This is a genomic window from Sanguibacter gelidistatuariae, from assembly GCF_900096585.1.
Lineage (GTDB): Bacteria > Actinomycetota > Actinomycetes > Actinomycetales > Cellulomonadaceae > Sanguibacter > Sanguibacter gelidistatuariae.
Genome location: NZ_FMYH01000006.1, coordinates 97,617 through 122,031 on the forward strand (window position 1 = coordinate 97,617; position 24,415 = coordinate 122,031).

Below are 24,415 nucleotides of genomic sequence, written 5' to 3' on the forward strand. Positions count from 1 at the left end.
CAGCCAATGACGCAACGCGTTGCCGCTGGTCAACCACGTGATGAGGGACCGAATCTGCGTCTGCGTCATCACGGCCACCCGATCGTCACGGTGATGACGCACCGATGACGCCGGCGATGACGCTGGACCTCAGCCCGGCGTCGGGCAACAGCGTCATCGCTGTGTCTATATGCCCTGCGGACGGTGGACTGACCATGCCATTCCACGGAGGTCCTCATGATCACCAGCAAGTCCACACTCCGCCTCGTCACACCCGAGACTGCCCCGCGCGCGCCGCGGCCGGCTCACCGGGGAGCTGAGATCGTCACCATCAACATCCAGCCCGACGACCAGGTGCTCCTGACCGTCCCCGAGGCCGCACGCCGCCTCGGGATCAGCCGCGCGCTGCTCTACCAGATGATCGCCACCGGCGAGATCGAATCCGTCCACGTCCACACCCTGCGCAAGATCACCCCCGAGGCGCTGACCAAGTTCGTCGAGTCACTGCGCGGGCAGGACGACTGACGGTCGCAGGTCACCGGGGGGGACCTGGCGATGCGATGCCCTGGGGCACCCGGGGCGAGCTGTCCGTGCCGCGCGCAGCTACGACGCGGCGTCGTCATCCAACAGGGCGGTCAGGGCGACCATCTGGGAGTCGCCGCTCCACTCACCTCGAAGCGGGCACCCGGCGAGGCGGTCCGGCGTGGATCCGTGCACGATGCGAAACGAGCTACTCCACACCGGACCGCTACCAGACCAGACGACAAGGCCGTCGTCGGCGTCGTCAATCGGCTTGCCACAGGACTCGCACATCCACGGGCCAGGCACTCTCATGCGCCGATCGTAGAACCCGGGGCGCCAGAGCGCAGGGCTACGGCACCTTCCCGGGTTGTCCCGCGAGCAAACGCACACCCCTTCAAGTGAGGCGCCCATCCACATCCGAGGACCCCGTTCGCACTCAGTGACCAGGTCGCCGCGAGGGTGAGATGACCGCGCAGGCAACGACTTTGAGGAGACGGCAATGACAACGCACACGTGGATCGAGGAAGCCCAACGGCTTGTCACGACCACCGAGACCACAAGCCGAGGGATCTGGACCCTGCTCGCCGTCGCCGGCCAAGCCGCCATGAACCTCGCCCTCGCCCTCCCGCTGACCGAGGCCGCGGGGGTGACCTTGCTGGCGATGGACATCCGCCAGGTCCAGGGCGAGATCGAGTGGATCTACCCCGACCTCATGACACAACGCCCACCGATCGCGGTGGGTATGGTCGCCGACCACGAGCAAGACGCCGTCAAGGCACTGATCACCGACCTGGTGGCCGCAGCCACAGCTCGCGGTCTCCAGATCGACCCGGCGCTCAGCACAGCACTGGGCTTGGGCCCGGGGCACTACCTGGGCCGCGGTTCGACGCGATGAACAGCCACCCCACCGTCGGCGACCTCATGAACACCGCCGCCGTCCACCTCACCCGCGCCACCACGTCCCTCGCCGTCGCGCCCTTCGACACCCTCCCCCAGGCCCGAGCAGCCATCGCCGCGTTCCACCAGATCCTGGACGCCCTGGCCAAACACAGCCAGGTACTCCTGGGCACCGGACGCCACGAAGGCCTCAGAGCCAGCACCACAACCGACGTGCGCGAACTCGCCTCCCTGCACCTCAGTGAGGACATCCGGACCTACCTCGACGCCCAGTCCCGCACCGCCCAACCCGTCGGGCTCGACCCCACCCAGCCGTGGTCCGCGGCAGCCCGCTGCGTCCGCGGAGCCACCGACCTGCTCCTCATGCACGCCGACAACACCACCGGCACGTTCCAGCCCCGCTCGACTGGCGCCGCCCTCTTCGTCGACCAAGACGTCCGCCTGGCGGGCCTGACGCGCGCCGCCACGATGACGACCGCCGTCCTGGCCGGCCGCGACCAGCTCGCGCTGTGCGCCGGGCAAGCCGGCGTCCCCTGGCCTGCCGTACGCAAGGTCATGACCGGTCTCGACGACATGCACGACGCCGCGACGGCCCTCACCCTTGACGCACCTCCGGCCTCGCGCCGCCTCGACAGCACCGGACCGGTCCACCCCGCCGTGCGAACCTTCGACCCGCTCGTCGAACTCACCGACCACATGCGAGCACTGCGCCAGCAGGCGTGGGAGCTCGTTGCTTCACCGAGTTACGAGATCGCCCCGCTGCGACGTTTTGCCGCGCTCGGCCTCGCAGTCCACGTGCGAGCTGCCCAGTTTTACGCAGGCACTGACCTGCCCGCGCCCGGCGGCGACCACCAGCATGTCGTCGATGTCCTCATGCACCGGGCCGCCGCGTGGCGGAACCTCGCCGCCACGCTGTACCCCGTGCGCAGCATCGACCCCCGAGACTCCCTCGGCGGCAAAAGCATCAACCGGGCCGCCACCCTCCTGGCCCAGTGTGCCAACGTCCATGCCGCTCCTGCCCCGGACGGCCAGGTCACCGCCCGCCAGCAACGGACCAAGCAGGCAGTCAACGGGGCGCTCTCCCTCATGGGCGACATCACCGCATGGAACGCCCGCACGTTCAGCGCACTGGCCCGGTCGAATCAGCTCTTCCTTCCCGCCAGCGATCTCCACCGCGACGATCTCAGCCAGGATGCTACCGCCGCAGCAGCCAAGCTCGCCGGCGGCTATGTCGCGCTCCCAGACGGGCGCGCCGTGCAGATCGCCGACGCCTACACCGCCCTGACGCAGGTACGTGACGGGCAACGAGACCCCGTCCATAGCCACCACCTCGGCCGCAACCCAGCGGGAACACCAACAGCTTTGCGCAACGCAGTGTCGGCACCACGGGCCTTCTAGGGTGGGAGTATGCCGGAAGCCCGCCAGTCCTTCGATCCCGCGTACGTCTCCCCCCGAGAGGCAGCCTTCGACCTGCTCCTCGAGGATGGTGCGCTGACCTTTGGGCAGATCGATGTCGTGATCGATCAGATTCAGGACACAGCCGATGACGCAGACCCCGGGCGTCTCCGGCTCGTCATGGGGACCAGCGTCGTCATTGAGATGCTCGAGCGCGTCGGCGACGTAGAGCAGACAGAAGCCATCCACAAACTCGCCCGGCTAGTCATCGAGGCCAAAGATATTGAGTGCGATCGCAGCCTGGCGGAGCCCGCTGAGGCACTGGACTTTCCTGACGATGATGGTGTCGTCATCGAAGAGGACGTGGACGAGTTACCTATGGCCGGGCTCGGGCAGCCAGCACTTGACCGGCTCGTAGCCGGTGCGTTCGAAGCGGATAACGTGCGTGCGGGGTGGATCCGGGCGCTACGTGACGAACTCCCGCTGTCAGAACTGATGTCGCACGGCGGCCGCGGGGCATTCATCATCTCGCTGGCCGATCTGTGAGCCTGATCCCGCGAAACGCCCACAGCCTCCCAGCGCACTGGTCGCAGGCCGATCGGCTCCATCGTTGCGGGAGGAACCTCGCGAGGCCGAGGTCGCGAAATTCGCATAGACCCTCGGTGACGGGGCGGTCCAGATCCGGGTGTCGAAGAGCGCCAACCGGCGCCTATTCGTAGATCTCGACCAGACTGGCAGATTGCAGCTCGATCTGAGCGACGCCTTCGTACAGTGTGATTTGACCTGACGTGCACAAAGTCGCTCCGTACGAGATGGGCTCCACGCCGCCGACGTCCCAGAGCACGATCTGGAATCGCTCGGGGTCAGGGTAGTCGCGTCCGAGGTTGAGGAAGACATCGTCGTTCGAGCTGCCGTTGCCGGAAAGCGGACCGCACACGCGTTGAGTCGTGCCGGCATAGCCGACCGCCTCGTTCCACGCGATCCCGCCGCCAGGCTGGTTCTCCACGGCAGGGGCGTCCGCCAGCGACCCGGAAGTGCCGCTCGAGCAGAGGCCGTCTTCGCGCAGAAGAGCGATGGACTCTCGCCCGATGTACTGCGTCAAGGAGTCACAGTCGTCAGGGCCGAACTGCTCCGCCATCCCCTTCGTCGACACATAGTCAACGAAGATGTCGTATGCGGCCGAGCAGTTGTCTCCAAGCCAGTCAAGCTCGGAATCGATGGCCCCAGCAGTGTCATCGGTCCGTAGTCGATGCACCACTGTCGCCAGCACACCGTCACATGTGATTGACGGCTCGGACCGATTGCTGCCTCCTCCATAGCTGCTACAGCTCGTGAGCAGCAGGACAGTCATCGGCACCGCAATCAGAATCGGGAAAGCCCTATCTCGCATTCGCATAGTGCGCGCGAGCATCGCAGACGGAGTGACCAAGCGTCAAGGCGTTCCAGGAAGCCCAGAGACTTCGAGTCCAGCCGCCATGTGGCGAGTAGGACCGCTTGGCGTGGCAGTGGCGGTGGCGATGCCCCGGCTACCATCGTCGATGGAAGTGACGCGATTGCGTTCGACGCTCAAGGGCTAGGGATGGACCTGTGTGCGGCGTACCTGACTAGCGGGCGCACCCTCCCGCTAGCCACGGCTGGTACGTTCGGGACTTTTTGTGTGAGATGCTCCAGCCTCACCGGCAGATGGAGTGCTTCAGGATGAAGATCGCGTACTTCGACATCGATGGCGTGCTCGCCAACGACACCCACCGCGTTGAGCACGCTCAGAACAAGCGATGGGACGACTACTTCCATCCGGAGTCCGTTGCCGCCGACGCTGTCTGGCAGCAGGGTCAGGATGCGGTTTCTCGAGCCCAGGTCGACGGCTGGACGATCGCCTACATGACGGGACGCTGGGAGGCCCTCCGCGGCGTCACACAGGCATGGCTCGACGAACACGGATTCCCAGCAGGCGAGCTCGTCATGCGCCCGTTGGAGGTGACTGCACCGCTTGCGGCGCTTAAGGCTGGGATGCTCGAGGAGATCACATCCGATCCGAACGTTGAGCAGATCGTCCTGTACGACGACGATCCCGAGGTCGTTCGTGAGGTCCAGAAGCGCTTGGGGCACAGCGCCGCCATCCACTGCACGTGGCACATCAAGCGAGCGGCGCTGGTCGCCGAGGCGATCGCATAGCGCAACAACGCGAAGGTCTTGAGCACCCAGCGCCGTCGGCACGGCCCGAGCGATTTCCCTACTGAGAACTCTCAAAACCGTGAGGCTTCTTCGGGGACGGATCGGGCGCGAACGATCGCTACTCGACAGATCAGGGCAGCAGATCGCCGAGGAGCGACGCCATGCACGGGATGATGCGCCGACCATGCCTCTTGTACTCAGCCATCATGTCGATGGGCTTCTTGCCTGGCAGGTATAGCGCGGCCTCGATCGAGATGAGGGCGACGGGTTCGTCGTCACGCAGCACGGCCCAGAAGTGGCTTTCAGGTTCGTGCCACAGTCCGAGACGTGGGGTGCGCGCGCTGTCGGAACGCGCTTCCGGGAATGCGTCCAGATAGCCGTTGAGGACCCCGTCGTCGTCGCTCGAGGAGTCGATGAACTCGTTGCGAACGTCCCAGTGGTGACGATCGTTGGAACACGAGTTGATCACGTTCGCGATGACCCGGTAGGCCAACGTTCGCGGCGTGCTTGCCGGGGCCTTACCGGTCAGAACGAGGCCCGCAGCGACCTCGATCGCCTTGACGGCCGTGTGCGGCGACGCCATGGCCATGACGTCCGTCCACGTGAGCTGAAAGCTGTCGTCGTCGCTCGGGCTCCGATCATCACCCGTGGCAACGCAGATGCGCCCAGTGCGATTCAGCCAGGCGAGCGATTCACGGCCGCCTGGTTTCATGATCCCGAGCACGTCGTACATGCCGCCACCGGGATGCATCTCGTGAATAATCAATTGCGGATGCCGTCGGGCGATCTCGCTCGCTATCCACCATGACTGCGCATTGACGAATCGGCCTGCGGGCTCTGGATCAACGGCGACCTCCGGCTCACTTGCCGCCTCGGGCTCGTCGAAGAGCGTTTCATCCGCCGCGATGGGTAACGCGGCGGTCAATGCTTGCGCAGGATCAGCGGGAGAAAGCCGTCCTGCCTGGGTCCACTGCGCGAAGACGTCGTCGGCGGTGTCGTGCTGGCAGTCGTGCGGCACCTCCGGAAAGGCGCACCCATGCGCGTACGTCGTGGCGAATGCGGTCAGCGGAAAGCCGCACAGGTCAGCGACGAGCCCACGCAGCAGCGTCCGGGTGGTCCATGGACCCACCACCTCGGCGTTGATGCCCTGATCGACGTAGTACCCACGGAGATCCAAGTCGGAGAGATCGTACGAGTCGTCCAGCACGAGGTCGGGACTCAGCGCGAGCGCGCGGTCCAGCGAGACCTGCATGAAGGTCAGCGGGGCGCCATCCCCAGCGAGGACACGCGCGTGGTCGCTCAGGTGCTGGAAGAGGATCATCCACTCACCACCGTCGGCGAGGCGGCCAACGATCCCCCCGACGGAGAACGGCATGAAACGTTCAAGGAAGCCGAGCTCGGTAGCGGCATCGAGGTGCTCGGGCACGGTCACCACGTGGATGGCCAGTTCGGCGTCGTCGCGGTCGTCGGCTCGCGGGTCCGTGAGGCGGATGCCCGTGAGCCGTGTCTTGGCGGGGTCGACAAAGAGCTCGTCGAAGAACGCCATCATCCGTTGCTCCAACCTGAGTGGGTCGGATCGGGGGGGAACTGGCGGAGCCGGTGGGCGGCGGCCACCAGGGCTGACCGTGCGACGGTGAAAGCGATCCCGTCATACTCGCGGACGTGGGCGTCAAGGTCCTCGACCACGGAGAACTCGAGCGTCACGTCCCGATCGGTCGACTTCAGCACCACCATGCTCAGGCCAGCTGACTCGTCCGAGACCGTTGCGACGTCAAGTTCAGGGTTGAGGGAGGCCGCGCACTCGAGCCACGCCTCGGCGAGCGCGGGCGTGAACGCCGGCGCGGGGTGGCGGGCGAAGTAGCGAACCACTCGGTCCGGGGTCGTCAGCTCGACGTCTAGCGCAACTCCGACTCCGCCACCGGCCCCTGGCACCGCAGATACAGGTACGGCAGCCAATGTGATCGCCGCGCCGTCCGGCGAAGCGACCCTGACACGGGTCTCCCATGAACTTTCGAGCACGTCGCCTCCGCCGGTAACCACACGCTGATGTGCGGTGCTCAGATCCTGGCACACATTCTTCCGACAGAGGGTAGACCTGCATGTCAGAGCACCGGTGGAGAGTTCTCCGAGCTGTTCGAGCGCTCATGCAATGCGGTGTCAGAGCCGACCGCTACCATCGAGCCAACAACGACGACAAGGATGAAGCGCATGCAATTTCCCGAACTCATGCCCAATGACTCAGACAGGGTCGATCTTGGGCCGGTGACGACCCAGGAGGCGAGCAGGGAACAAGTAGTGCGGGCAAGTGCAATTGCGGTGATCGCGCACCGCGGCCAGGTCGACAAGCTCGGAGAGCCATACATCGAGCACCCCCGGCGAGTCGCCGACCTCGCCGCCGCCACGGTCACAGACGACGCCACTGACGCCGTCGCGGTCGCATGGCTTCATGACGTCATCGAGGACTGCGACATCACCGCTGAGGACCTTCTCGCCGCGGGCATGAGGCCTGACGTGGTCGATGCCGTCGTCCTCCTCACCCGCACCGCGGAGACCCCCGACGACATCTATTACCAGCGGATCAAGAGCAATCCACTCGCACTCGCCGTCAAAGACGCAGACATCCGCGACAACACCGCCGGCTGGCGCACCGCCCGGCTCGCCGAGGCCGACCGCGACCGCCTAGCCGCTAAGTACGCCAAGGCCCGCCAGACGCTCGGACTTGAATGAACCCATACGCCGACTCGGGAAATCACACAGGGCTTCTGTGCCGTCCGCGAAGGTAAGCGATCGCTGCAGGTTGAGATCGATGCTCTGACAGCTGCAGGCTTCGTCGTGCTCGTTGGAGAGCGCCAGGTGCGCTGGGCTGGGGGCACCCTCACAGGCAAGATAGCCGTGCTCGAGATCGTCAGCACCAGGCATCGCTGACGACAGTGACGGGTGCTTCGTAGATGAGCCTGTCGCCGAGGCTGAGCACCTGTCGCTCGCCCTCAGGGCGTACGCCGAGCACCGGCTACGCGGCAGTGGGCAGGGCTATCGCGTAGAACGAGCCCACGCTCCCAGCAGGAGCACCCGAGCGGTCTTCGCCGCCTGCCCGACCAGCGGAAGCCATTCCCGCCACCATCGTTATCGAATCGTGTCCACCCGCGTCCACGCCAGACTTAGGCTCCCAGTTAGGCTCCCAGACACGAAAAAGGCCACCACCGCTTTCGCGGTGATGGCCTCCGACCTGCGTAAACGCTGGTCGGGATGACAGGATTTGAACCTGCGACCCCTTGACCCCCAGTCAAGTGCGCTACCAAGCTGCGCCACATCCCGAAGGTTCCCACCGTGGCCCGAAGACCCGCTGTGAGAACCTCACCGACCCCGGAGGGCCGTAGAGAACATTACCCCATGGGAAGAGGTACTCACGACTCCGTCACGCCGTCGGCCCTGATGGTGGCCCCGTCCGGCACTGTGGCCGGAGCGCCCGGATCGGCGAGCACAGCGGCTCCCACGGCCGTCACATCGGCCGAGAACGTCCAGTCCCCCGCCACCGTCAACGACGTCGCCTGGACCAGCGACGGGACCCCTGAGGCGAACCGCTCGTCGAAGGAACCGATCGTCTTGTAGAACGAAGCATCCAGATCCACCAGAGGCGCGTCCACGACCGCCGTCAGCCGGTAGTCCTCCCCCAGCTCGTACACGTCGGACCGCAGCACCAGCAGGTCGCTCGTCGTCTTCACCGGCAAAAAACGGGACCGCGAGACCTCGAGCACCACGGCCCCCTCGAACACCTCGATCGCGGCCCCCATGGCGGACTCGATCTGGATCACCGGAGTCGACGAGGCATCCGACGGATCCACCGTCTTGGAATTCCGGATGAGCGGCAGCTCGAGCACTCCCCCGGACCGAGAAAGCTCCTCTGCCAGCGCCGACAGATCAAACCAGAGGTTGTTCGTGTTGAAGTACTTGTGCTTCGAGATGTCAGCGGCGGCCCCAGCATCAGTCGACAGTGTCTGTGCGGTCTCCCGGAGCACGATGCGGCCGTCGCTCTTGCGGACCACCTGGTGGCCGCCCTTGCGGTCCGCAGGGGTCCGCACGGCTACCTCGGCGCCGAAGGGCGCCCCCGAGGACGCGAACCACCCGGCGAGAGCCGCATCGGGCGCCGCACCGAGGTTGTCGGAGTTGGAGACGTGCGCGTACTTGAACCCGGCCGCCAGGAGCGCCGTGAGCACCCCGGACGCCTGCAGGGCCGTGTACAGGTCCCCGTGCCCCGGAGGGCACCATTCCAGGCTCGGGTCGGCCTCCCAGGCGACGGGCGTGAGGTCGTCGGCGCGCAGCTTCGGCTCGCGGTTCTGCAGGAAGTCCAGCGGCACGCCCTCGACCGCGACATCGGGGTGGGCAGCCAGGGCCGCGAGGGTGTCGTCCTGGGTGCGGAAGCTGTTCATGAACACGAGCGGCAGCCGGACCCCGTAGGCCGCGCGAGCATGCCGAACCTGCCCGACGATCACGTCGAGGAACGACTCCTCACCGCGGACCTTGAGCAGCGACTTCGCCTTGTCCATCCCCATGGACGTCCCGAGACCGCCGTTGAGCTTGATGATCGCCGTCTGGGCGAGCGCAGCGCGCCCCACCTCCTCGGCGATGTCGAGGTCCACCTGGCGCGGAACATCAACAAGCGGGTCGACATCTGCCTCGGCGATGATCCCCGTCTCCCCCGCCTCCAACAATCCGTAGAAGTGGGAGAACACGTCGATCGCGGTTGCGTGCACTCCGCCGTCGCGCATCTTGCGCCGCGCCTGGTCCAGTCCGGATTCGCTCATGGCCCGATCCTACGGACAACCACCAGGGAACACACAGACCCAGGGAATGCACAGACCCGGACAGCCGGACCCGAGCCGGGTGGCTCTGGTCAGCTGCCCGGGTCAGGGAGCAGTCAGGAACGACAGACTCAGCGCTTGCGCACTGAACTATCAGCGCTTGCGCTTCTCGCGCACGCGCACCGAGATCGAGATCGGCGAGCCCTCGAAGCCGAAGGTCTCGCGCAGGCGCCTCTCGATGAAGCGACGGTAGCCGGCCTCGAGGAACCCGGTCGCGAAGATCACGAAGCGCGGGGGCCGCGTGGACGCCTGCGTCGCGAAGAGAATGCGCGGCTGCTTGCCGCCACGCAGCGGGTGCGGGTGCTCGGCGACAAGCTCGCCGAGGAAGGAGTTGAGGCGCCCGGTCGAGATGCGGGTGTCCCAGGACGCGAGCGACTTCTCCAGGGCCGGCACGAGCCGGTCGGTGTGCCAGCCGGTCGCCGCGGAGATGTTCACCCGCGGGGCCCACTGCACCTGGACGAGGTCGCGCTCGATCTCGCGCTCGAGGAAGGGACGACGGTCCTCGTCCATGAGGTCCCACTTGTTGTACGCGATCACCACGGACCGACCGGAGTCGACCACCTGGGAGATCACGCGGGTGTCCTGCTCTGTGAGCTTCTCGCTCGCGTCGAGGAGCACGACGGCGACCTCGGCCTTCTCGATCGCGGCCTGCGTGCGCAGCGAGGCGTAGAAGTCCGCGCCGGACGTCTGGTGCACGCGGCGGCGGATACCGGCGGTGTCCACGAACATCCACTGCTTGCCGCGCAGCTCGACGAGCTCGTCGACCGGGTCCCGGGTGGTTCCGGCGACGGAGTCGACGACGACGCGCTCGGCTCCGGCGACCTTGTTGAGCAGGGAGGACTTGCCCACGTTGGGGCGTCCGACGAGCGCGACCCGGCGGGGGCCGAAGGGAACCGGCGTGCCGTGGACCGTCTCGGTCGGCAGGGTGCGCATGGCGGCGTCGAGCAGGTCACCGGTGCCGCGTCCGTGCAGCGCGGAGACGGGGAAGGGCTCGCCCAGCCCCAGGCTCCACAGCTCGGAGGCGTCGGCCTCGGCACGCGGGCCGTCGACCTTGTTGGCGCACAGGATGACGGGCTTGCCGGACCGGCGCAGCATCCGCACGACCTGCTCGTCGGTCGACGTCGGCCCCACGGTCGCGTCGACGACGAACATGACGGCGTCGGCGAGGCTGATCGCGACCTCAGCCTGCTCGGCCACGCGCGCCTCGATGCCGGCGACGTCGACCTCCCAGCCACCGGTGTCCACGAGCATGAAGCGGCGCCCGGCCCACTCGGCGGGGTAGCTCACGCGGTCACGGGTCACCCCGGGCTTGTCCTCGACGACCGCCTCGCGGCGGCCGATGATGCGATTGACCAGCGTCGACTTGCCGACGTTCGGGCGTCCGACGACGGCCAGCACGGGCAGCGCGAGGGGCGCCTCGTCGTCGCCACCCTCACCGAGCTCGCCACCGAGCAGCGCGAGGTCGTCCTCGGCCAGCTCGTAGTCTTCGAGCCCGACGCGCAGGGCGCGCTCACGGACCTCGTCGGAGGGCCCGTCGCTGTCGCCGGCTGGCACCTGGGAGGCTGCTGCCTCGCTCGGGGCGCTGGGGGTTGTTGCGGGGGACGCCGCGGGCGCGGTCAGGTCCTCGGAAAAGTTCTGTTCAGGCGTGCTCATGCACCCATTGTCCCAGCCGGAGAGGGGTTCTACGAACACACCCGTTCCTGCCCGACGCCGGGGCGTCCGTCCGGGCCCGCGCCTGCACCCTGCGCGCACCGGCCCTCCGCACCTCACACACGGATCAGGCGGGCCGCTCGCGGTTGGGATCGTCGACCGGCAAGGGGATGCCGCTGCGCCCGACGGCGCTCGCCACGACCGCGCGCAGCGCCTGTCGGACCTGCTCGTTTCCCTGCGCGAGGGCCGCCTTACCGGTCGTCCCCGGTCCGCGGGAGATCACCACGGGCGGGCCGAACTCGACCACCAGACGGCGTCGCAGACCCGGGATCACGCCAACTTTCTCCCCCGTACGCCGGGTTCCCAGGACGGCGACCGGGACCACCGGGGCGCCGCTGGTGAGCGCGAGCCAGGCCACACCGGCCCGGACGCCGGCCAGGTCGCCGCGTCCGCGGTTGCCCTCGGGGAAGATCCCCACGCCACCCCCGCGGCGCAGCACCGCCACGGCGATCGTCAGCGCCGACCGCGGACTGTCCTGGTCGACGGGGATCTGCCCGGCTGCGCGCAGGATCACACCGAGCACACCCTGGAAGAAGGACTCCTTGATCAGGATGTGCACGGGTCGGGGCGCGACGCCGAGGATGATCGGACCGTCCATGATGCCGGTGTGGTTCGCGGCGAGCAGGACCGGCCCGGTCGTCGGCACGTGCTCCGCGCCGACGACCTCGGTGTTCCACACCACGCGGGCCAGGAACCGGCCGACCCAGCGGGACCATGCCGGTCCGCGCGGTCCCGGGGCGCCCGGCGTCGGAGGCGGCGCGGGGGTGCCATCAGCGGCAGAGCTGTCGTCCGGTCTCACCGGCTCAGTCCGGCGGCCGATCCGGTGACGGTGGCGACCACGTGGAGCACGGCGGCGATGGTCTCTTCGAAGTCGAGGTCGGAGGAGTCGACCGTGACCACGCCGTCGGCTGCCACCTGGAACTGGGAGACGGTCGAGTCGTCGCGGTCCCGACGCAGCACCTGGTCGCGCGTCGCCTCGACGGCGGCCGCGTCGTCGGCTCCGTGCACGTCGCGGGCGCGGCGCGCCAGGCGCGCCTCCTCGCTCGCGGTGAGCAGGATGCGGGCGTCGCCGTCGGGGGCGACGACCGTGGTGATGTCCCGGCCCTCGGCGACCACGCCGGCGCCGCCGGAGAAGCCGCCGGTCCGCTCGGCCTCGATCGCGGCGCGCTGGCGGGCCTGCAGCTCCGCGCGGACGGCAAGGTTCGTGGCGACCGCGCTGACAGCCGTGGAGATTGCCGAGTCGCGGATCGCCTCGGCGATGTCCGTCCCGTCGACGTGCACGGTGGGATCGAGCGGGTCAAGACCCATCTCGAGCGGCATGGCGGCCACGAGCGCGGCTACCCCGCCCGAGTCGGCGAGGTCGACGCCCTGGCGGACGCACCACCACGTGGCGGCGCGGTACATCGCGCCGGTGTCGAGGTAGGCGAGCCCGAGCCGGTGGGCGACCTGACGGGACACGCTCGACTTGCCCGACCCGGACGGCCCGTCGATCGCGATCGTCAGCGGGGTGACGCGACCCACAGCCCCGCTCACTGCGCGAGGTCCTTGCGCAGGCTGGTCGCCCCGTGCAGGTACACGTGGCGGACGTCGGCGCGCGGCACCTCGACGTTCGCGTGTGCCATGAGGCGCACGACGCGCGGCAGCGCGCCGGGCACGGAGATCTCCGTGGCGCACATGAGCGGTACATCACCCAGGCCCATCTCCCGTGCCGCCGCGGCGGGGAAGTCGGACACGAGGTCCGGGGTGCAGGTGAAGATGATCGACACGAGCGCCTCCGTGGAGAGGTCGTTCGCGGCGAGCACCTCCTTGACGAGCTCGGTCGTGCGCTCGAACAGGTGCTCACGCTCGTCGACGTCGAGCTGCGTTGCGCCGCGGATCGCGCGCACCGTCATGGGTCACTCCCTGGGTCGTCCTGGTACAGCAGAGGGTCGGGTGAAGCGTCGAGCAGAGCCGGCCTGCCAGCTCAGAGGTCGACGGCCGCCATGAGCGTGCCGAGCTCGGTCTGGCCGAGCACCCGCACGCGTCCGGGACGCAGGTCGCCCAGGCGGACCGGGCCGATCTTCGTGCGCACGAGCTGGTTGACCGGGTAGCCGGCCTCGGCGAACATGCGGCGGATGATGCGGTTGCGGCCCTCGTGCAGCTCGACCTCGATGAGGGTGGCGTGCGGGGTCGAGTCGACGATCTTGAACTTGTCGACCTTCGCGACGCCGTCCTCGAGGTCGATGCCATGCGTGAGCTTGTTGCCGAGCGTCGCCTGCACGCGGCCCTCGACGTGCACGAGATACGTCTTGGGGATCTCGTACTTGGGGTGAGCCAGGCGGTTGGCCAGCTCGCCGTCGTTGGTCAGCAGGATGAGGCCCTCGGAGTCGGCGTCGAGCCGGCCGATGTGGAAGAGGCGCTCGGGGCGGTCCGCGACGTACTCCGAGAGAGTGGGGCGACCGTCCGGGTCGTGCATGGTCGAGACGACGCCGAGCGGCTTGTTGAGCGCGATCGTGAGCATCGACTGGTCGAGCTGGATCCGCAGGCCGTCGACGTGGATGATGTTCTTGTCGGGGTCGATGCGGACGCCGAGCTCTGTGACCAGGACGCCGTCGACCTCGACGCGCCCGGCGGTGATGAGGTTCTCGCAGGCTCGACGCGAGCCGAGACCGGCGGTCGCCAGAACCTTCTGGAGCCGCACGCCGTCGGGCACGTGGACGTCGCGGGGCGCTTCCTGCGGGCGTGCCTTCTTGCGGCCGCCACGGGTGTTACTCATCTACTTTTTCCTCCAGTTTGGTCGCATCGGGCTGCTCCGCCATCTCGGCGGGTCCCGGCACTGCCCATCGCTCCTCCAGGCCGCGACGCTGTGCGTCGTCGGCCATCTCCTCGGAGTCGATCTCGGGCAGATGTGGTGCCAGTGCGGGTAGCTCGTCGAGCGACGTAAAGCCCATGCGCTCCATGAAGTATCCCGTGGTTCCGTACAAGGTCGCACCACTGGTCGCTTCCGTGCCAACCTCGGCGACGAGGCCACGCATGGTCAAAGTGCGCACGACGCCGTCGACGCTGACCCCCCGAACAGCAGAAACCTGTCCGCGGGTGACAGGTTGACGGTACGCAATCACCGCAAGAGTTTCCAGTGCTGCCTGGGACAGCCGGGCCGACTGCCCGTCCGTGACGAATAGCCCGACGACGCCCGCGAAGGCCGCCGCGGAGTAGAACCTCCATCCACCGCCCGCCTCCCGCAGCTCGAATCCCTGCGGTCGCGTGGCCTGGGAGTACTCGGTGGACAGCCGCCAGAGCAGGTCTTCGACCCGTTCGAGGGGCAGGTGCAGGGCTACCGCGAGGCGCATGGCAGACACCGGCGCTTCGGCGATCATGAGGATCGCCTCGATCGCTGCGAGGGCTCCCCCGGGCAGGGCGTCCACGTCGATGTCGGCGGCGCCGGCCGGCTGCGTAGGTGCCTGTGCGGGGTGCCCGGTCTCGTGTTCCTCGAGCTGTTCAGTCATCGCCGACCTCCGAGGTCAGTGTTGTCAAGATCACGTCGCCCTCTCCGGCGCCGGTCCATCGCACGGTGAGGTCACCGAGCGGGATCACCTGGTCGAAGGCGAGCACGCCTTCCCGGAACAGCTCGAGCAGCGCGAGGAAGCGCGCGACGATCACGAGCCGGGACTCGGCGTCGGCCACGAGGACGCGGAAGGTCGCCGGGCCGTCGCGACGCAGGCGTCGGGCGATCACGTCTGCCTGGTCGCGGACGCTGACGGCCGGGGCGTGCACGTGGCTCGTGTCGACCTGCGGCGGACCGGGACGCGGTGCGAGCGCCTGGGTCGCCAGAGCCGCGAGGTCCGCGGGGGTCGTGGTCCAGAGGAGCTCGGGGAGCATCTCGGCGAAGTGCGGCTCGAGCGGGACGGCGCGCGGGAGGCCGCGTCCCTGGTCGGCGATCCGGTCGGCGAAGACCCCAGCAAGCTGCTTGTACGCGCGGTACTGCAGCAGCCGGACGAAGAGCAGGTCGCGGGCCTCGAGCAGGGCGAGGTCCTCGGCGTCCTCGACGTCGCCGGTGGGCAGCAGCCGGGCGGCCTTGAGGTCGAGCAGCGTCGCGGCCACGAGCAGGAACTCGCTCGTGGTGGACAGGTCGCCGACGAGCTCGCCGGCGCCGCGGATGTACCCGATGAACTCGTCGGTGACCTGCGCGAGCGCGATCTGGGTGATGTCGAGCTTGTGCTTGGCGATCAGCGACAGCAGCAGGTCGAAGGGACCCTCGAAGTTCTCCAGGTGCACCCGGAAGCCGGTGGGCTCTACGGGCAACGGCTCGATGTGCAACGGCTCGATGTCCAACGGCCCTGCGGCCTCGACGGCCGCGGTCGTCTGGGGCAGCGTCAACTCGGGCAGCGTCAGCTCAGGCAGCGTCGCCACGCGCCACGAGCTCGCGGGCCAGCTGGCGGTATGCGACGGCCCCGGAGTGGGTGGGTGCGTAGGTGGTGATCGGCTCGGCGGCCACGGAGGCGTCCGGGAACTTCACCGTCCGTCCGATCACGGTCTGCATGAGGGTGTCCCCGAATGCCTCGTAGACGCGCGCGATGACCTCGCGGGAGTGCAGGGTGCGCGGGTCGAACATGGTCGCGATGATCCCGTCGACCTCGAGGCGCGGGTTGAGCCGGTCGCGGACCTTCTCGATCGTCTCGACCAGCAGGGCGACTCCGCGCAGCGCGAAGAACTCGCACTCGAGCGGGATGAGCACACCGTGGGCGGCCGTGAGGGCGTTGACGGTGAGCAGCCCGAGGGACGGCTGGCAGTCGACAAGGATGACGTCGTAGTCGTCCAGGACCGGGCGCAGCACGCGGGCCAGGACCGACTCGCGGGCCACCTCGCCGACGAGCTGCACCTCGGCCGCAGACAGGTCGATGTTGGCGGGGAGCACGTGCAGGCCCGGGAAGCGGGTCGGCACGATGATCTCGTGGATGTCGGCAGCGCGCTCCATGAGCAGGGAGTAGACGGTGCGGTCGAGCTCGTGGGTGTTCACTCCGAGGCCGACCGACGCCGCACCCTGCGGGTCGAAGTCGACGACGAGCACGCGGCGGCCGTACTCGGCCAGGCACGCGCCCAGGTTGATGGTCGTCGTCGTCTTGCCGACGCCACCCTTCTGGTTGCACATGGCGATGATCCGGGCGGGACCGTGTCCCTCCAGCAGATCGGGGACGTCAAAGCCCAGCAACGGACGTCCCACGGGGTCGAGGGTCGGTTCGTTGATCTCGGTTGCGCTCGGGGCCTGGCTGCTCACGCGCCAACGCTACCTCAGCCCGGCTGACCACGAGCGGAAACGCGCCGTCGTCCATCCCCCCGCCCCTCACCCCTTCCGCTGAGTGCGGCCGAACGGCTGCCGAAAACGGACACACGGCAACCGTTTGACCGCACTCAGCGGGAGATGGGCGCCTCGGCGGGGCCGGCGGGGGCGGTCCCGAGGCGGCTCAGAGTCAGTCCCGAACCGGTTCAGAGCCGGTTCAGAGCGCCCGAGGGTGGGACTGGATGTAGACCTCGCGCAGCGCGTCGGCCGTGACCATCGTGTAGATCTGCGTCGTGGTGACCGAGGCGTGCCCGAGCAGCTCCTGGACCACGCGGACGTCGGCCCCGCCCGAGAGCAGGTGGGTTGCGAAGGAGTGGCGCAGGGTGTGCGGGGAGACGTGCGCGGCCCCGGGAAGCCCCGCGAGCTCGGCGCTCGCGCGCAGGATCGCCCAGGCGCTCTGCCGGCTCAGCCGGGCGCCGCGGGTGTTGAGGAACACCCCGGGTGTCCCCCGCCCGGCGCCGGCGAGCTCGGGGCGGGCGCGTACGAGGTAGGCGTCGAGGGCATCGACCGCGTAGGAACCGACCGGGACAACGCGTTCCTTGCTGCCCTTGCCGAAGAGCCGCACGGACGCCAACCCGGGCGTGAGGTCGAGGTCATCGACGTCGAGGTTGATGGCCTCGGAGATGCGTGCGCCGGTCGAGTAGAGCAGCTCGAGCAGCGCCCGGTCCCGCAGCGACGCGGGCCCGTCGCCGGCGCCGGCCGCGGCGAGCAGGAGCTCGACCTCGTGCGTCGAGATGGCCTTGGGCAGGCGCTTGCCCTGGGCCGGGGGCCGGATGCCGTGCGCGGGATTGTGGGTGGCCTGACCCTCGTCGAGCACAAAGCTGTGCCAGCCGCGCAGCGCGGCCAGGCTGCGGGCGGCGGAACCCGCGGCCAGGGCGGACCCGCCGTCGGACCCGGTACGCACGACGACGACGTAGTCCTCGACGACCGACATGGTCACCTCGCCGGGGTCGAGCCCCAGGCCGTCCAGGTAAGCGGTGTACCGGGCGAGGTCGCGGCGGTAGGCGGTGATCGTGTTCGCCGACCGACCGCGCTCGATCGTCAGGTGGTCGAGGTACTCCTGCAGCGCTCGCGCGGTGGTCGTTGCTGACACGGGATCGGGCCGGGTCTCTCTGCGGCGCTACAGCGGCAGGAAGACGTCGACGCCCACCGCGACGAAGAGCAGCGTGAGGTAGGTGATCGAGGCGTGGAACACCTTCATGGCGCCCAGCTTGCCGCGGCTCGGGTCGGCGGCGCGGCGGTACATGCCGATGCACTGGGCCAGGAACCAGGCGCCCAGGCACGTGGCGATGATGGCGTAGACCCAGGTCATCCCCTCGAGCGGGATGAGCGCGAGCGAGCAGGCGATCATCGCGACGGTGTAGATGATCATCTCTCGGGCGACCTTGATGTCGTCGGCGACGACGGGCAGCATCGGGACACCGGCGTCGGCGTAGTCGCGGCGGAACTTCATCGACAGCGGCCAGTAGTGCGGTGGCGTCCAGAAGAAGATCACGAGGAAGAGCGCGACCGCGCCCCAGCTCAGCGAGCCCGTCACCGCGGCCCACCCGATGAACACGGGCATGCAGCCGGCGATGCCGCCCCAGACGATGTTCTGCGGGGTGCGGCGCTTGAGGATCATCGTGTAGCCGACCACGTAGATGGCGATCGCGGCGGCCGTCCACAGCGCCGAAGCCATGTTGACCAGAACCGCGAACCAGACGAGGGAGAAGGCGCCGAGCACCAGGCCGAAGATCAGGGCGCTGCGCGGGGTGATCTCACCGGTGACCAGCGGGCGACGCTTGGTCCGGTTCATGACCTCGTCGATGTCACGGTCGATGTAGCAGTTGAGCACCCCGGAGGCCCCGGCCGCGGCGGCTCCGCCGATCAGCGTGGCGATGACGAGCCAGAGCGAGGGGAACCCGCCGGCCGCGAGCAGCATCGTCGGGACGGTCGTGACCAGCAGCAGCTCGATGACCCGCGGCTTGGTGAGCGCGACGTAGGCGGCGATGCGGCCGCGCAGCACGGCGGCCGGCGTCATGGGCTCGTCTGAGGCATTTGCTGTCGGTGCCGGGGCGCCGTGTCCCAGGTGCGAGCTGGACGGGTGGGCCGAGGCTGGACTCGAGGTGTGCACGCGGGGCTGTTCCGTTCTGCGTCCGATGGAAGGTCAGGTACCCGAGACGACTCGTGGGCAGCGGGGACCAACGTCCCCCCATGCTACGACGCGGGTCCGACAAACCCCCGCCCATCGAGCCGGTATGGACTGTGACATTGGTTGCCCAGTTCATCGACACCCTTGATTGTGAACGCTAACACTTCGCAGACCCGACGCGCTAGACTGACGTTGTGGTCGAAGCCGATCCACGCGCGCCCGCTGACCGTCTGGCGGACGCGTACATGCCTGCGTGAGCAGGCAGACGTATCGTGGCAGAGAGTACTGCTGGGACTGGGGCGCCTCGCGCCGTCGATCGTGCAGACTCGTGCCAGTCCTCCAACACGACCGGAAACGAGCGGGCACAATGCCTGCGAAGAAAAGAGGTTCGGTGAACGCCTTCACCCCCGCAGCGAAGCCCTTCGAGTGGTCAGAGCTCGACGACCGCGCGGTCAAGACCATCAAGGCCCTGGCCGCAGACGCCGTCGAGAAGGTCGGCAACGGCCACCCCGGCACCGCGATCTCGCTGGCCCCCGCCGCCTACCTGCTCTTCCAGAAGGTGCTGCGCCACGACCCGAGCGACTCCCAGTGGGTCGGGCGCGACCGCTTCGTGCTATCAGCCGGTCACTCATCCTTGACGATCTACCTCCAGCTCTTCCTCTCCGGCTACGACGTCGGCCTCGACGACATCAAGTCGCTGCGTACGTGGGGATCCAAGACTCCCGCGCACCCCGAGTACTCCCACACCGACGGTGTCGAGATCACGACCGGCCCGCTCGGCCAGGGCCTGGCCTCCTCGGTCGGCATGGCCATGGCCGCCCGCCGCGAGCGTGGCCTCCTCGACCCGCACGCCGGGCCGGGCGAGAGCCCCTTCGACCACACGATCTACGTCATCGCCGGCGACGGCGACCTGCAGGAGGGTGTCACGTCCGAAGCATCCTCCCTCGCCGGTCACCAGAAGCTCGGCAACCTCGTGGTCATCTACGACCAGAACCACATCTCGATCGAGGACGACACCAACATCTCCTTCAGCGAGGACGTGCTGGCCCGCTACGCCGCCTACGGCTGGCACACCCAGCGTGTCGACTGGACCGAGGGCGGCACGGGCTACGTCGAGAACGTCGAGGAGCTCGCAGCCGCACTGGCCGCCGCCAAGTCCGAGACCGACAAGCCGTCGATCATCGCGCTGCGCACGATCATCGGCTGGCCGTCGCCGAGCAAGCAGAACACCGGCAAGATCCACGGCTCCGCCCTCGGCGCCGACGAGGTCAAGGGCCTCAAGATCAACCTGGGCCTCGACCCCGAGGAGTCCTTCGCCGTGCCCGACGACGTGCTCGCGCACGCTCGTGAGGTCGGCGCCCGTGGCGCTGAGCTGCGCAAGCAGTGGTCGACCGGCTTCGACGCCTGGAAGACGTCCAACCCCGAGGGCGCCGCTCTCCTGGAGCGCCTGAGCACCCGCACCCTCCCAGTCGGCTGGGACGACGTCCTGCCGACCTTCGAAGGCGGCAAGGCCGTCTCGACCCGCGCCGCCTCCGGCAAGGTCCTCGGCGCGCTCGCACCGGTCCTGCCCGAGCTCTGGGGCGGCTCGGCCGACCTCGCCGAGTCGAACAACACGACCATGGAGGGCGAGCCGTCCTTCATCCCGGCGGAGCACTCCACCAACGCCTGGACCGGCAACCCCTACGGACGCACCCTGCACTTCGGCATCCGTGAGCACGCCATGGGCGCGATCCTCAACGGCATCGTCCTGCACGGCGGCACCCGCGCCTACGGCGGAACGTTCCTCGTCTTCTCCGACTACATGCGCCCGGCCGTGCGTCTCGCCGCGCTCATGCGCATCCCGTCGACCTTCGTCTGGTCCCACGACTCGATCGGCCTGGGCGAGGACGGACCGACGCACCAGCCGATCGAGCACCTCGCCTCGCTGCGTGCGATCCCGGGTCTCGACGTCGTGCGTCCGGCCGACGCCAACGAGGTCTCCTGGGCCTGGAAGACGATCCTGGGGCACACCGACCGACCCGCCGGCGTCATCCTCACCCGCCAGAACGTCCCGACGTTCAGCCGCGGCGAGGGTGAGGCGACCGGTGAGGTCTTCGCTTCGGCCGCGGGGGTCGCCAAGGGCGCTTACGTGCTCGCCGAGGCCCCGAACGGCACGCCCGACGTGATCCTGCTGGGCACCGGCTCCGAGGTCCAGCTCGCCGTCGACGCCCGCAAGGCGCTGGCCGGCGAGGGCATCAACGCCCGCGTCGTGTCGGTTCCGTGCCTCGAGTGGTTCAACGCTCAGGACGCCGCCTACCGCGAGTCGGTCCTGCCAGCCTCGGTCAAGGCCCGTGTCTCGGTCGAGGCCGGCATCGCCCAGGGCTGGCGCGAGCTCGTCGGAGACGCCGGACGCTCGATCAGCATCGAGCACTACGGTGCCTCCGCGGACTTCGCCACCCTCTACCGTGAGTTCGGCATCACGGCCGAGGCCGTGGCCGCTGCCGCGAAGGACTCGATCGCCTCGGTCGGTTCGGCAGCTCCCGGTGCCGCTCCCATCGTCTCCGAGGGTGGCACGGGCGACCAGCTCTGATCCACGGGGGCTCGGGCGTGCAGCGCGCGCCCGAGCCCCCGAACCAGCAGTATGAGCAGCAACAGCAGCGAACGAGCACCACATCCCTAGGAGAGGTCATCGTGTCCAACGGCATTGCCCCCACTCAGTCAGAAGCCACCGCGCAGCTGTCAGCAGAGGGGGTGGCCATCTGGCTCGATGACCTCTCCCGCGACCGGATCACCTCCGGGAACCTGGCCGGCCTCATGGCGACCCGCAACGTCGTCGGCGTGACGACCAACCCGACGATCTTCGCCGGCGCCCTCGCCAAGGGCTCGAGCTACAGCGCTCAGCTGGGCGAGCTGGCGAACGGCCCCTCCACGCCCGACGTCGACGCCGCCGTGTGGGCCATCACGACCCGCGACGTGCGCTCTGCCTGCGACGTCCTGCGTCCTGCCCACGACGCCTCCGGCGGCGTCGACGGCCGCGTCTCGATCGAGGTCGACCCACGCCTGGCCCGCGACACCGCAGGCACCATCGCGCTGGCCGCCACCCTGTGGCAGACCATCGACCGGCCCAATCTCTTCATCAAGATCCCGGCCACGGTCGAGGGTCTGCCCGCGATCACCGCGACGATCGCCGCGGGGATCAGCGTCAACGTCACGCTGATCTTCTCCCTCGAGCGCTACGCCGCCGTGATCGACGCCTACCTCGCAGGGATCGAGCAGGCTGCTGCGGCGGGGCTCGACGTGACCGACATCGGCTCGGTCGCCTCCTTCTTCGTCTCACGGGTCGACGGCGCGGCCGACGCGGCCCTGGCCTCGATCGGCACCCCCGAGGCCCTCGCTCTGCAGGGCAAGGTCGCCGTCGCAAACGCCCGCCTCGCCTATGACATCCACACCCAGATCCTCGCGAGCCCTCGCTGGGTCGCCCTGGCGGCGCTCGGCGCGAAGCCGCAGCGACCGCTCTGGGCCTCGACCGGGGTGAAGAACCCCGCCTACCCCGACACGCTCTACGTCACCGAGCTCGTCGCCGACGGCGTCGTGAACACCATGCCCGAGGCGACCCTGCAGGCCGTCGCCGACCATGGCGTCATCACCGGAGACACGATCACGACGAATGTCGCCGACGCCAACGCGACCATCGCCGCCTTCGCCGGCGTGGGAGGCGACCTCGCCGGGATCACCGAGCACCTCGAGACGGACGGTCTCACGAAGTTCGTCACCAGCTGGGAAGAGTTGCTCGCCACCGTCTCGACCGGTCTCGCCACGGCCCAGTCCTGAGACGACCCAAGACGATTCAAGGTCCCACCTGATAATGGGACGAGCACCCGCACTCTGAGAAATGGTGGCGCCAGTGAGACACGCAAAGATCGAAGCCGATTCCAACCCGTTGCGCGACCCCCGCGACCTTCGCCTGCCGCGCATCGCTGGGCCGTGCGGCCTGGTCATCTTCGGCGTCACCGGCGACCTCGCCCGCAAGAAGCTCATGCCCGCGGTGTACGACCTCGCCAACCGCGGCCTGCTCCCGCCCGGCTTCGCCCTCACCGGCTTCGCCCGCCGGGACTGGGAGGACCAGGACTTCGCCCAGGTGGTGCACGACGCCGTCAAGCAGTACGCGCGCACCCCCTTCCGCGAGTCCGTGTGGAACCAGCTGGCCGAGGGCATCCGCTTCGTCCAGGGCACCTTCGACGACGACGACGCCTTCGAGCGGCTCAGCCAGACGGTCGCCGAGCTCGACGAGATCCGCGGCACGGGTGGCAACCACGCCTTCTACCTCTCCGTGCCCCCGAGCGCCTTCCCGGTCGTGTGCAAGCAGCTCGCCCGCTCCGGGCTGTCGAAGTCGAGCGCGGACGCCTGGCGTCGGGTCGTCATCGAGAAGCCCTTCGGGCACGACCTCAAGAGTGCCCAGGAGCTCAACGACGTCGTCTCGGAGGTCTTCTCCCCCGACTCGGTCTTCCGCATCGACCACTACCTCGGCAAGGAGACGGTCCAGAACATCCTCGCCCTGCGCTTCGCCAACCAGATGTACGAGCCGATCTGGAACGCGAACTACGTCGACCACGTCCAGATCACCATGGCCGAGGACATCGGCATCGGCGGCCGCGCGGGGTACTACGACGGTATCGGCGCGGCCCGCGACGTCATCCAGAACCACCTGCTGCAGCTGCTCGCGCTGACCGCGATGGAGGAGCCCGTCTCCTTCAGCGCGAACGACCTCATCGCCGAGAAGATCAAGGTGCTCTCGGCCATGCGGCTGCCGAGCGACCTCTCCAAGCACACCGCTCGCGGACAGTACGAGTCCGGGTGGCAGGGCGGCGAGGAGGTCGTGGGCTACCTCGAGGAAGAGGGCACGGACCCGGAGTCCGCGACCGAGACCTTCGCCGCGATCCGCGTCGACATCGACACCCGCCGCTGGGCAGGGGTCCCGTTCTACCTGCGTGCCGGCAAGCGGCTGGGCCGCCGGGTGACCGAGATCGCGGTCGTCTTCAAGAAGGCGCCGCACCTGCCCTTCGAGTCCACCGCGACGACCGAGCTCGGCAAGAACGCGATCGTCATCCGCGTCCAGCCGGACGAGGGCGTCACGCTGCGCCTGGGCGCCAAGGTCCCCGGGACGGCCATGGAGGTCCGCGACGTGACCATGGACTTCGGCTACGGGCACGCCTTCACCGAGTCCTCCCCCGAGGCCTACGAACGCCTCATCCTCGACGTGCTGCTCGGCGACCCGCCGCTCTTCCCGCGTCATGAGGAGGTCGAGCTGTCCTGGAAGATCCTCGACCCGATCACCGCGCACTGGGCCAGCAAGGGCAAGCCGGACCCGTACCGGTCGGGCACCTGGGGTCCGGAGTCCGCCAACGCGATGCTCGCCCGGGACGGACGCGCCTGGCGTCGGCCATGACACCG

Annotated in this window: 23 protein-coding genes and 1 tRNA gene; 9 read left to right on the top strand and 15 right to left on the bottom strand. The window is 68.6% G+C overall.

From position 1 onward, the window contains the following. Positions 1-216: 216 nt before the first annotated feature. From BLQ50_RS13465 to BLQ50_RS13485, 4 genes are all read left to right on the top strand, one after another. A complete protein-coding gene (locus tag BLQ50_RS13465; protein ID WP_093184547.1) occupies positions 217-504 on the top strand; it encodes a helix-turn-helix domain-containing protein in 288 nt (95 codons plus the stop codon). 496 nt (positions 505-1,000) lie between these two features. After that, complete coding sequence (locus BLQ50_RS13475) at positions 1,001-1,396, top strand: hypothetical protein (protein WP_093184553.1); 396 nt, start codon at positions 1,001-1,003, stop codon at positions 1,394-1,396. Continuing rightward, complete coding sequence (locus BLQ50_RS13480; protein WP_093184555.1) at positions 1,393-2,796, top strand: hypothetical protein; 1,404 nt, start codon at positions 1,393-1,395, stop codon at positions 2,794-2,796. Before BLQ50_RS13475 ends, BLQ50_RS13480 begins: the two co-directional genes overlap by 4 nt. A gap of 9 nt (positions 2,797-2,805) precedes the next feature. After that, complete coding sequence (locus BLQ50_RS13485) at positions 2,806-3,339, top strand: hypothetical protein (protein ID WP_093184558.1); 534 nt, start codon at positions 2,806-2,808, stop codon at positions 3,337-3,339. 163 nt (positions 3,340-3,502) lie between these two features. On the opposite strand, the gene BLQ50_RS13490 is transcribed toward BLQ50_RS13485, so the two are convergent. Further along, positions 3,503-4,063 carry a hypothetical protein gene (locus BLQ50_RS13490; RefSeq protein WP_093184561.1) on the bottom strand — a complete coding sequence of 187 codons (561 nt, stop codon included), beginning with the start codon at positions 4,061-4,063 and terminating at the stop codon, positions 3,503-3,505. Positions 4,064-4,491: 428 nt separating this feature from the next. Between BLQ50_RS13490 and BLQ50_RS13495 the strand changes: the two genes are divergently transcribed. Next, complete coding sequence (locus BLQ50_RS13495; RefSeq protein ID WP_093184563.1) at positions 4,492-4,968, top strand: LNS2 domain-containing protein; 477 nt, start codon at positions 4,492-4,494, stop codon at positions 4,966-4,968. A gap of 130 nt (positions 4,969-5,098) precedes the next feature. Here the strand turns inward: BLQ50_RS13495 and BLQ50_RS13500 are convergent, their stop codons facing one another. Together BLQ50_RS13500 and BLQ50_RS13505 are read right to left on the bottom strand one after the other, a co-directional pair. Then, positions 5,099-6,517, bottom strand: a complete 1,419-nt coding sequence (locus tag BLQ50_RS13500; protein ID WP_093184565.1) for a TY-Chap2 family putative peptide chaperone — start codon at positions 6,515-6,517, stop codon at positions 5,099-5,101. After that, positions 6,514-6,837 carry a hypothetical protein gene (locus BLQ50_RS13505; RefSeq protein WP_093184567.1) on the bottom strand — a complete coding sequence of 108 codons (324 nt, stop codon included), beginning with the start codon at positions 6,835-6,837 and terminating at the stop codon, positions 6,514-6,516. The genes BLQ50_RS13500 and BLQ50_RS13505 overlap by 4 nt, the downstream gene beginning before the upstream one ends. A gap of 393 nt (positions 6,838-7,230) precedes the next feature. On the opposite strand from BLQ50_RS13505, the gene BLQ50_RS13510 reads away from it, so the two are divergent. Next, the gene (locus BLQ50_RS13510; RefSeq protein WP_245701220.1) at positions 7,231-7,695 is read left to right on the top strand and encodes an HD domain-containing protein; all 465 of its coding nucleotides are present in this window, start codon (positions 7,231-7,233) and stop codon (positions 7,693-7,695) included. A gap of 511 nt (positions 7,696-8,206) precedes the next feature. On the opposite strand, the gene BLQ50_RS13515 is transcribed toward BLQ50_RS13510, so the two are convergent. The 12 genes from BLQ50_RS13515 to BLQ50_RS13570 form a co-directional block, all read right to left on the bottom strand. After that, positions 8,207-8,283: transfer RNA gene (locus BLQ50_RS13515), tRNA-Pro, on the bottom strand. Positions 8,284-8,372: 89 nt separating this feature from the next. After that, positions 8,373-9,770 (bottom strand): UTP--glucose-1-phosphate uridylyltransferase, encoded by a 1,398-nt coding sequence (locus BLQ50_RS13520; RefSeq protein WP_093184573.1) that lies wholly within the window; start codon positions 9,768-9,770, stop codon positions 8,373-8,375. A 150-nt stretch (positions 9,771-9,920) separates the two neighbouring features. Next, positions 9,921-11,480, bottom strand: a complete 1,560-nt coding sequence (gene der / locus BLQ50_RS13525; protein WP_093185002.1) for a ribosome biogenesis GTPase Der — start codon at positions 11,478-11,480, stop codon at positions 9,921-9,923. 124 nt (positions 11,481-11,604) lie between these two features. Further along, a complete protein-coding gene (locus BLQ50_RS13530; protein ID WP_093184575.1) occupies positions 11,605-12,336 on the bottom strand; it encodes a lysophospholipid acyltransferase family protein in 732 nt (243 codons plus the stop codon). Beyond that, positions 12,333-13,070, bottom strand: coding sequence for a (d)CMP kinase (gene cmk / locus BLQ50_RS13535; RefSeq protein ID WP_245701222.1), 738 nt, complete (start codon positions 13,068-13,070; stop codon positions 12,333-12,335). The genes BLQ50_RS13530 and cmk overlap by 4 nt, the downstream gene beginning before the upstream one ends. Next, on the bottom strand, positions 13,067-13,429 hold the full coding sequence (gene aroH, locus BLQ50_RS13540) for a chorismate mutase (protein WP_093184580.1): 363 nt from the start codon (positions 13,427-13,429) through the stop codon (positions 13,067-13,069). The genes cmk and aroH overlap by 4 nt, the downstream gene beginning before the upstream one ends. A 71-nt stretch (positions 13,430-13,500) precedes the next feature. Next, positions 13,501-14,292: a pseudouridine synthase gene (locus tag BLQ50_RS13545; protein ID WP_093184583.1), complete on the bottom strand. Its 792-nt coding sequence runs from the start codon at positions 14,290-14,292 to the stop codon at positions 13,501-13,503. Further along, positions 14,285-15,022 (bottom strand): SMC-Scp complex subunit ScpB, encoded by a 738-nt coding sequence (scpB, locus tag BLQ50_RS13550; RefSeq protein ID WP_093184586.1) that lies wholly within the window; start codon positions 15,020-15,022, stop codon positions 14,285-14,287. The genes BLQ50_RS13545 and scpB overlap by 8 nt, the downstream gene beginning before the upstream one ends. Further along, positions 15,015-15,848, bottom strand: a complete 834-nt coding sequence (locus tag BLQ50_RS13555; RefSeq protein WP_217629184.1) for a segregation and condensation protein A — start codon at positions 15,846-15,848, stop codon at positions 15,015-15,017. The genes scpB and BLQ50_RS13555 overlap by 8 nt, the downstream gene beginning before the upstream one ends. Before the next feature lie 61 nt (positions 15,849-15,909). After that, a complete protein-coding gene (locus tag BLQ50_RS13560; RefSeq protein WP_093184588.1) occupies positions 15,910-16,791 on the bottom strand; it encodes a ParA family protein in 882 nt (293 codons plus the stop codon). A 220-nt stretch (positions 16,792-17,011) separates the two neighbouring features. Continuing rightward, positions 17,012-17,947, bottom strand: coding sequence for a site-specific tyrosine recombinase XerD (locus BLQ50_RS13565; protein WP_093184591.1), 936 nt, complete (start codon positions 17,945-17,947; stop codon positions 17,012-17,014). A 27-nt stretch (positions 17,948-17,974) separates the two neighbouring features. Further along, positions 17,975-18,874 (bottom strand): heme o synthase, encoded by a 900-nt coding sequence (locus BLQ50_RS13570; RefSeq protein ID WP_093184594.1) that lies wholly within the window; start codon positions 18,872-18,874, stop codon positions 17,975-17,977. Positions 18,875-19,376: 502 nt separating this feature from the next. Here BLQ50_RS13570 and tkt point away from each other — a divergent pair. The 3 genes from tkt to zwf all read left to right on the top strand — a co-directional run bounded on the left by tkt (position 19,377) and on the right by zwf (position 24,410). Continuing rightward, positions 19,377-21,554, top strand: coding sequence for a transketolase (gene tkt, locus BLQ50_RS13575; protein WP_425424098.1), 2,178 nt, complete (start codon positions 19,377-19,379; stop codon positions 21,552-21,554). A gap of 98 nt (positions 21,555-21,652) precedes the next feature. Next, the gene (gene tal / locus BLQ50_RS13580) at positions 21,653-22,795 is read left to right on the top strand and encodes a transaldolase (protein ID WP_425424104.1); all 1,143 of its coding nucleotides are present in this window, start codon (positions 21,653-21,655) and stop codon (positions 22,793-22,795) included. Positions 22,796-22,856: 61 nt separating this feature from the next. Then, entirely contained in the window at positions 22,857-24,410 is a 1,554-nt protein-coding gene (gene zwf, locus BLQ50_RS13585) for a glucose-6-phosphate dehydrogenase (RefSeq protein ID WP_093184599.1), read from the top strand. The last annotated feature ends 5 nt before the right edge of the window (positions 24,411-24,415 follow it).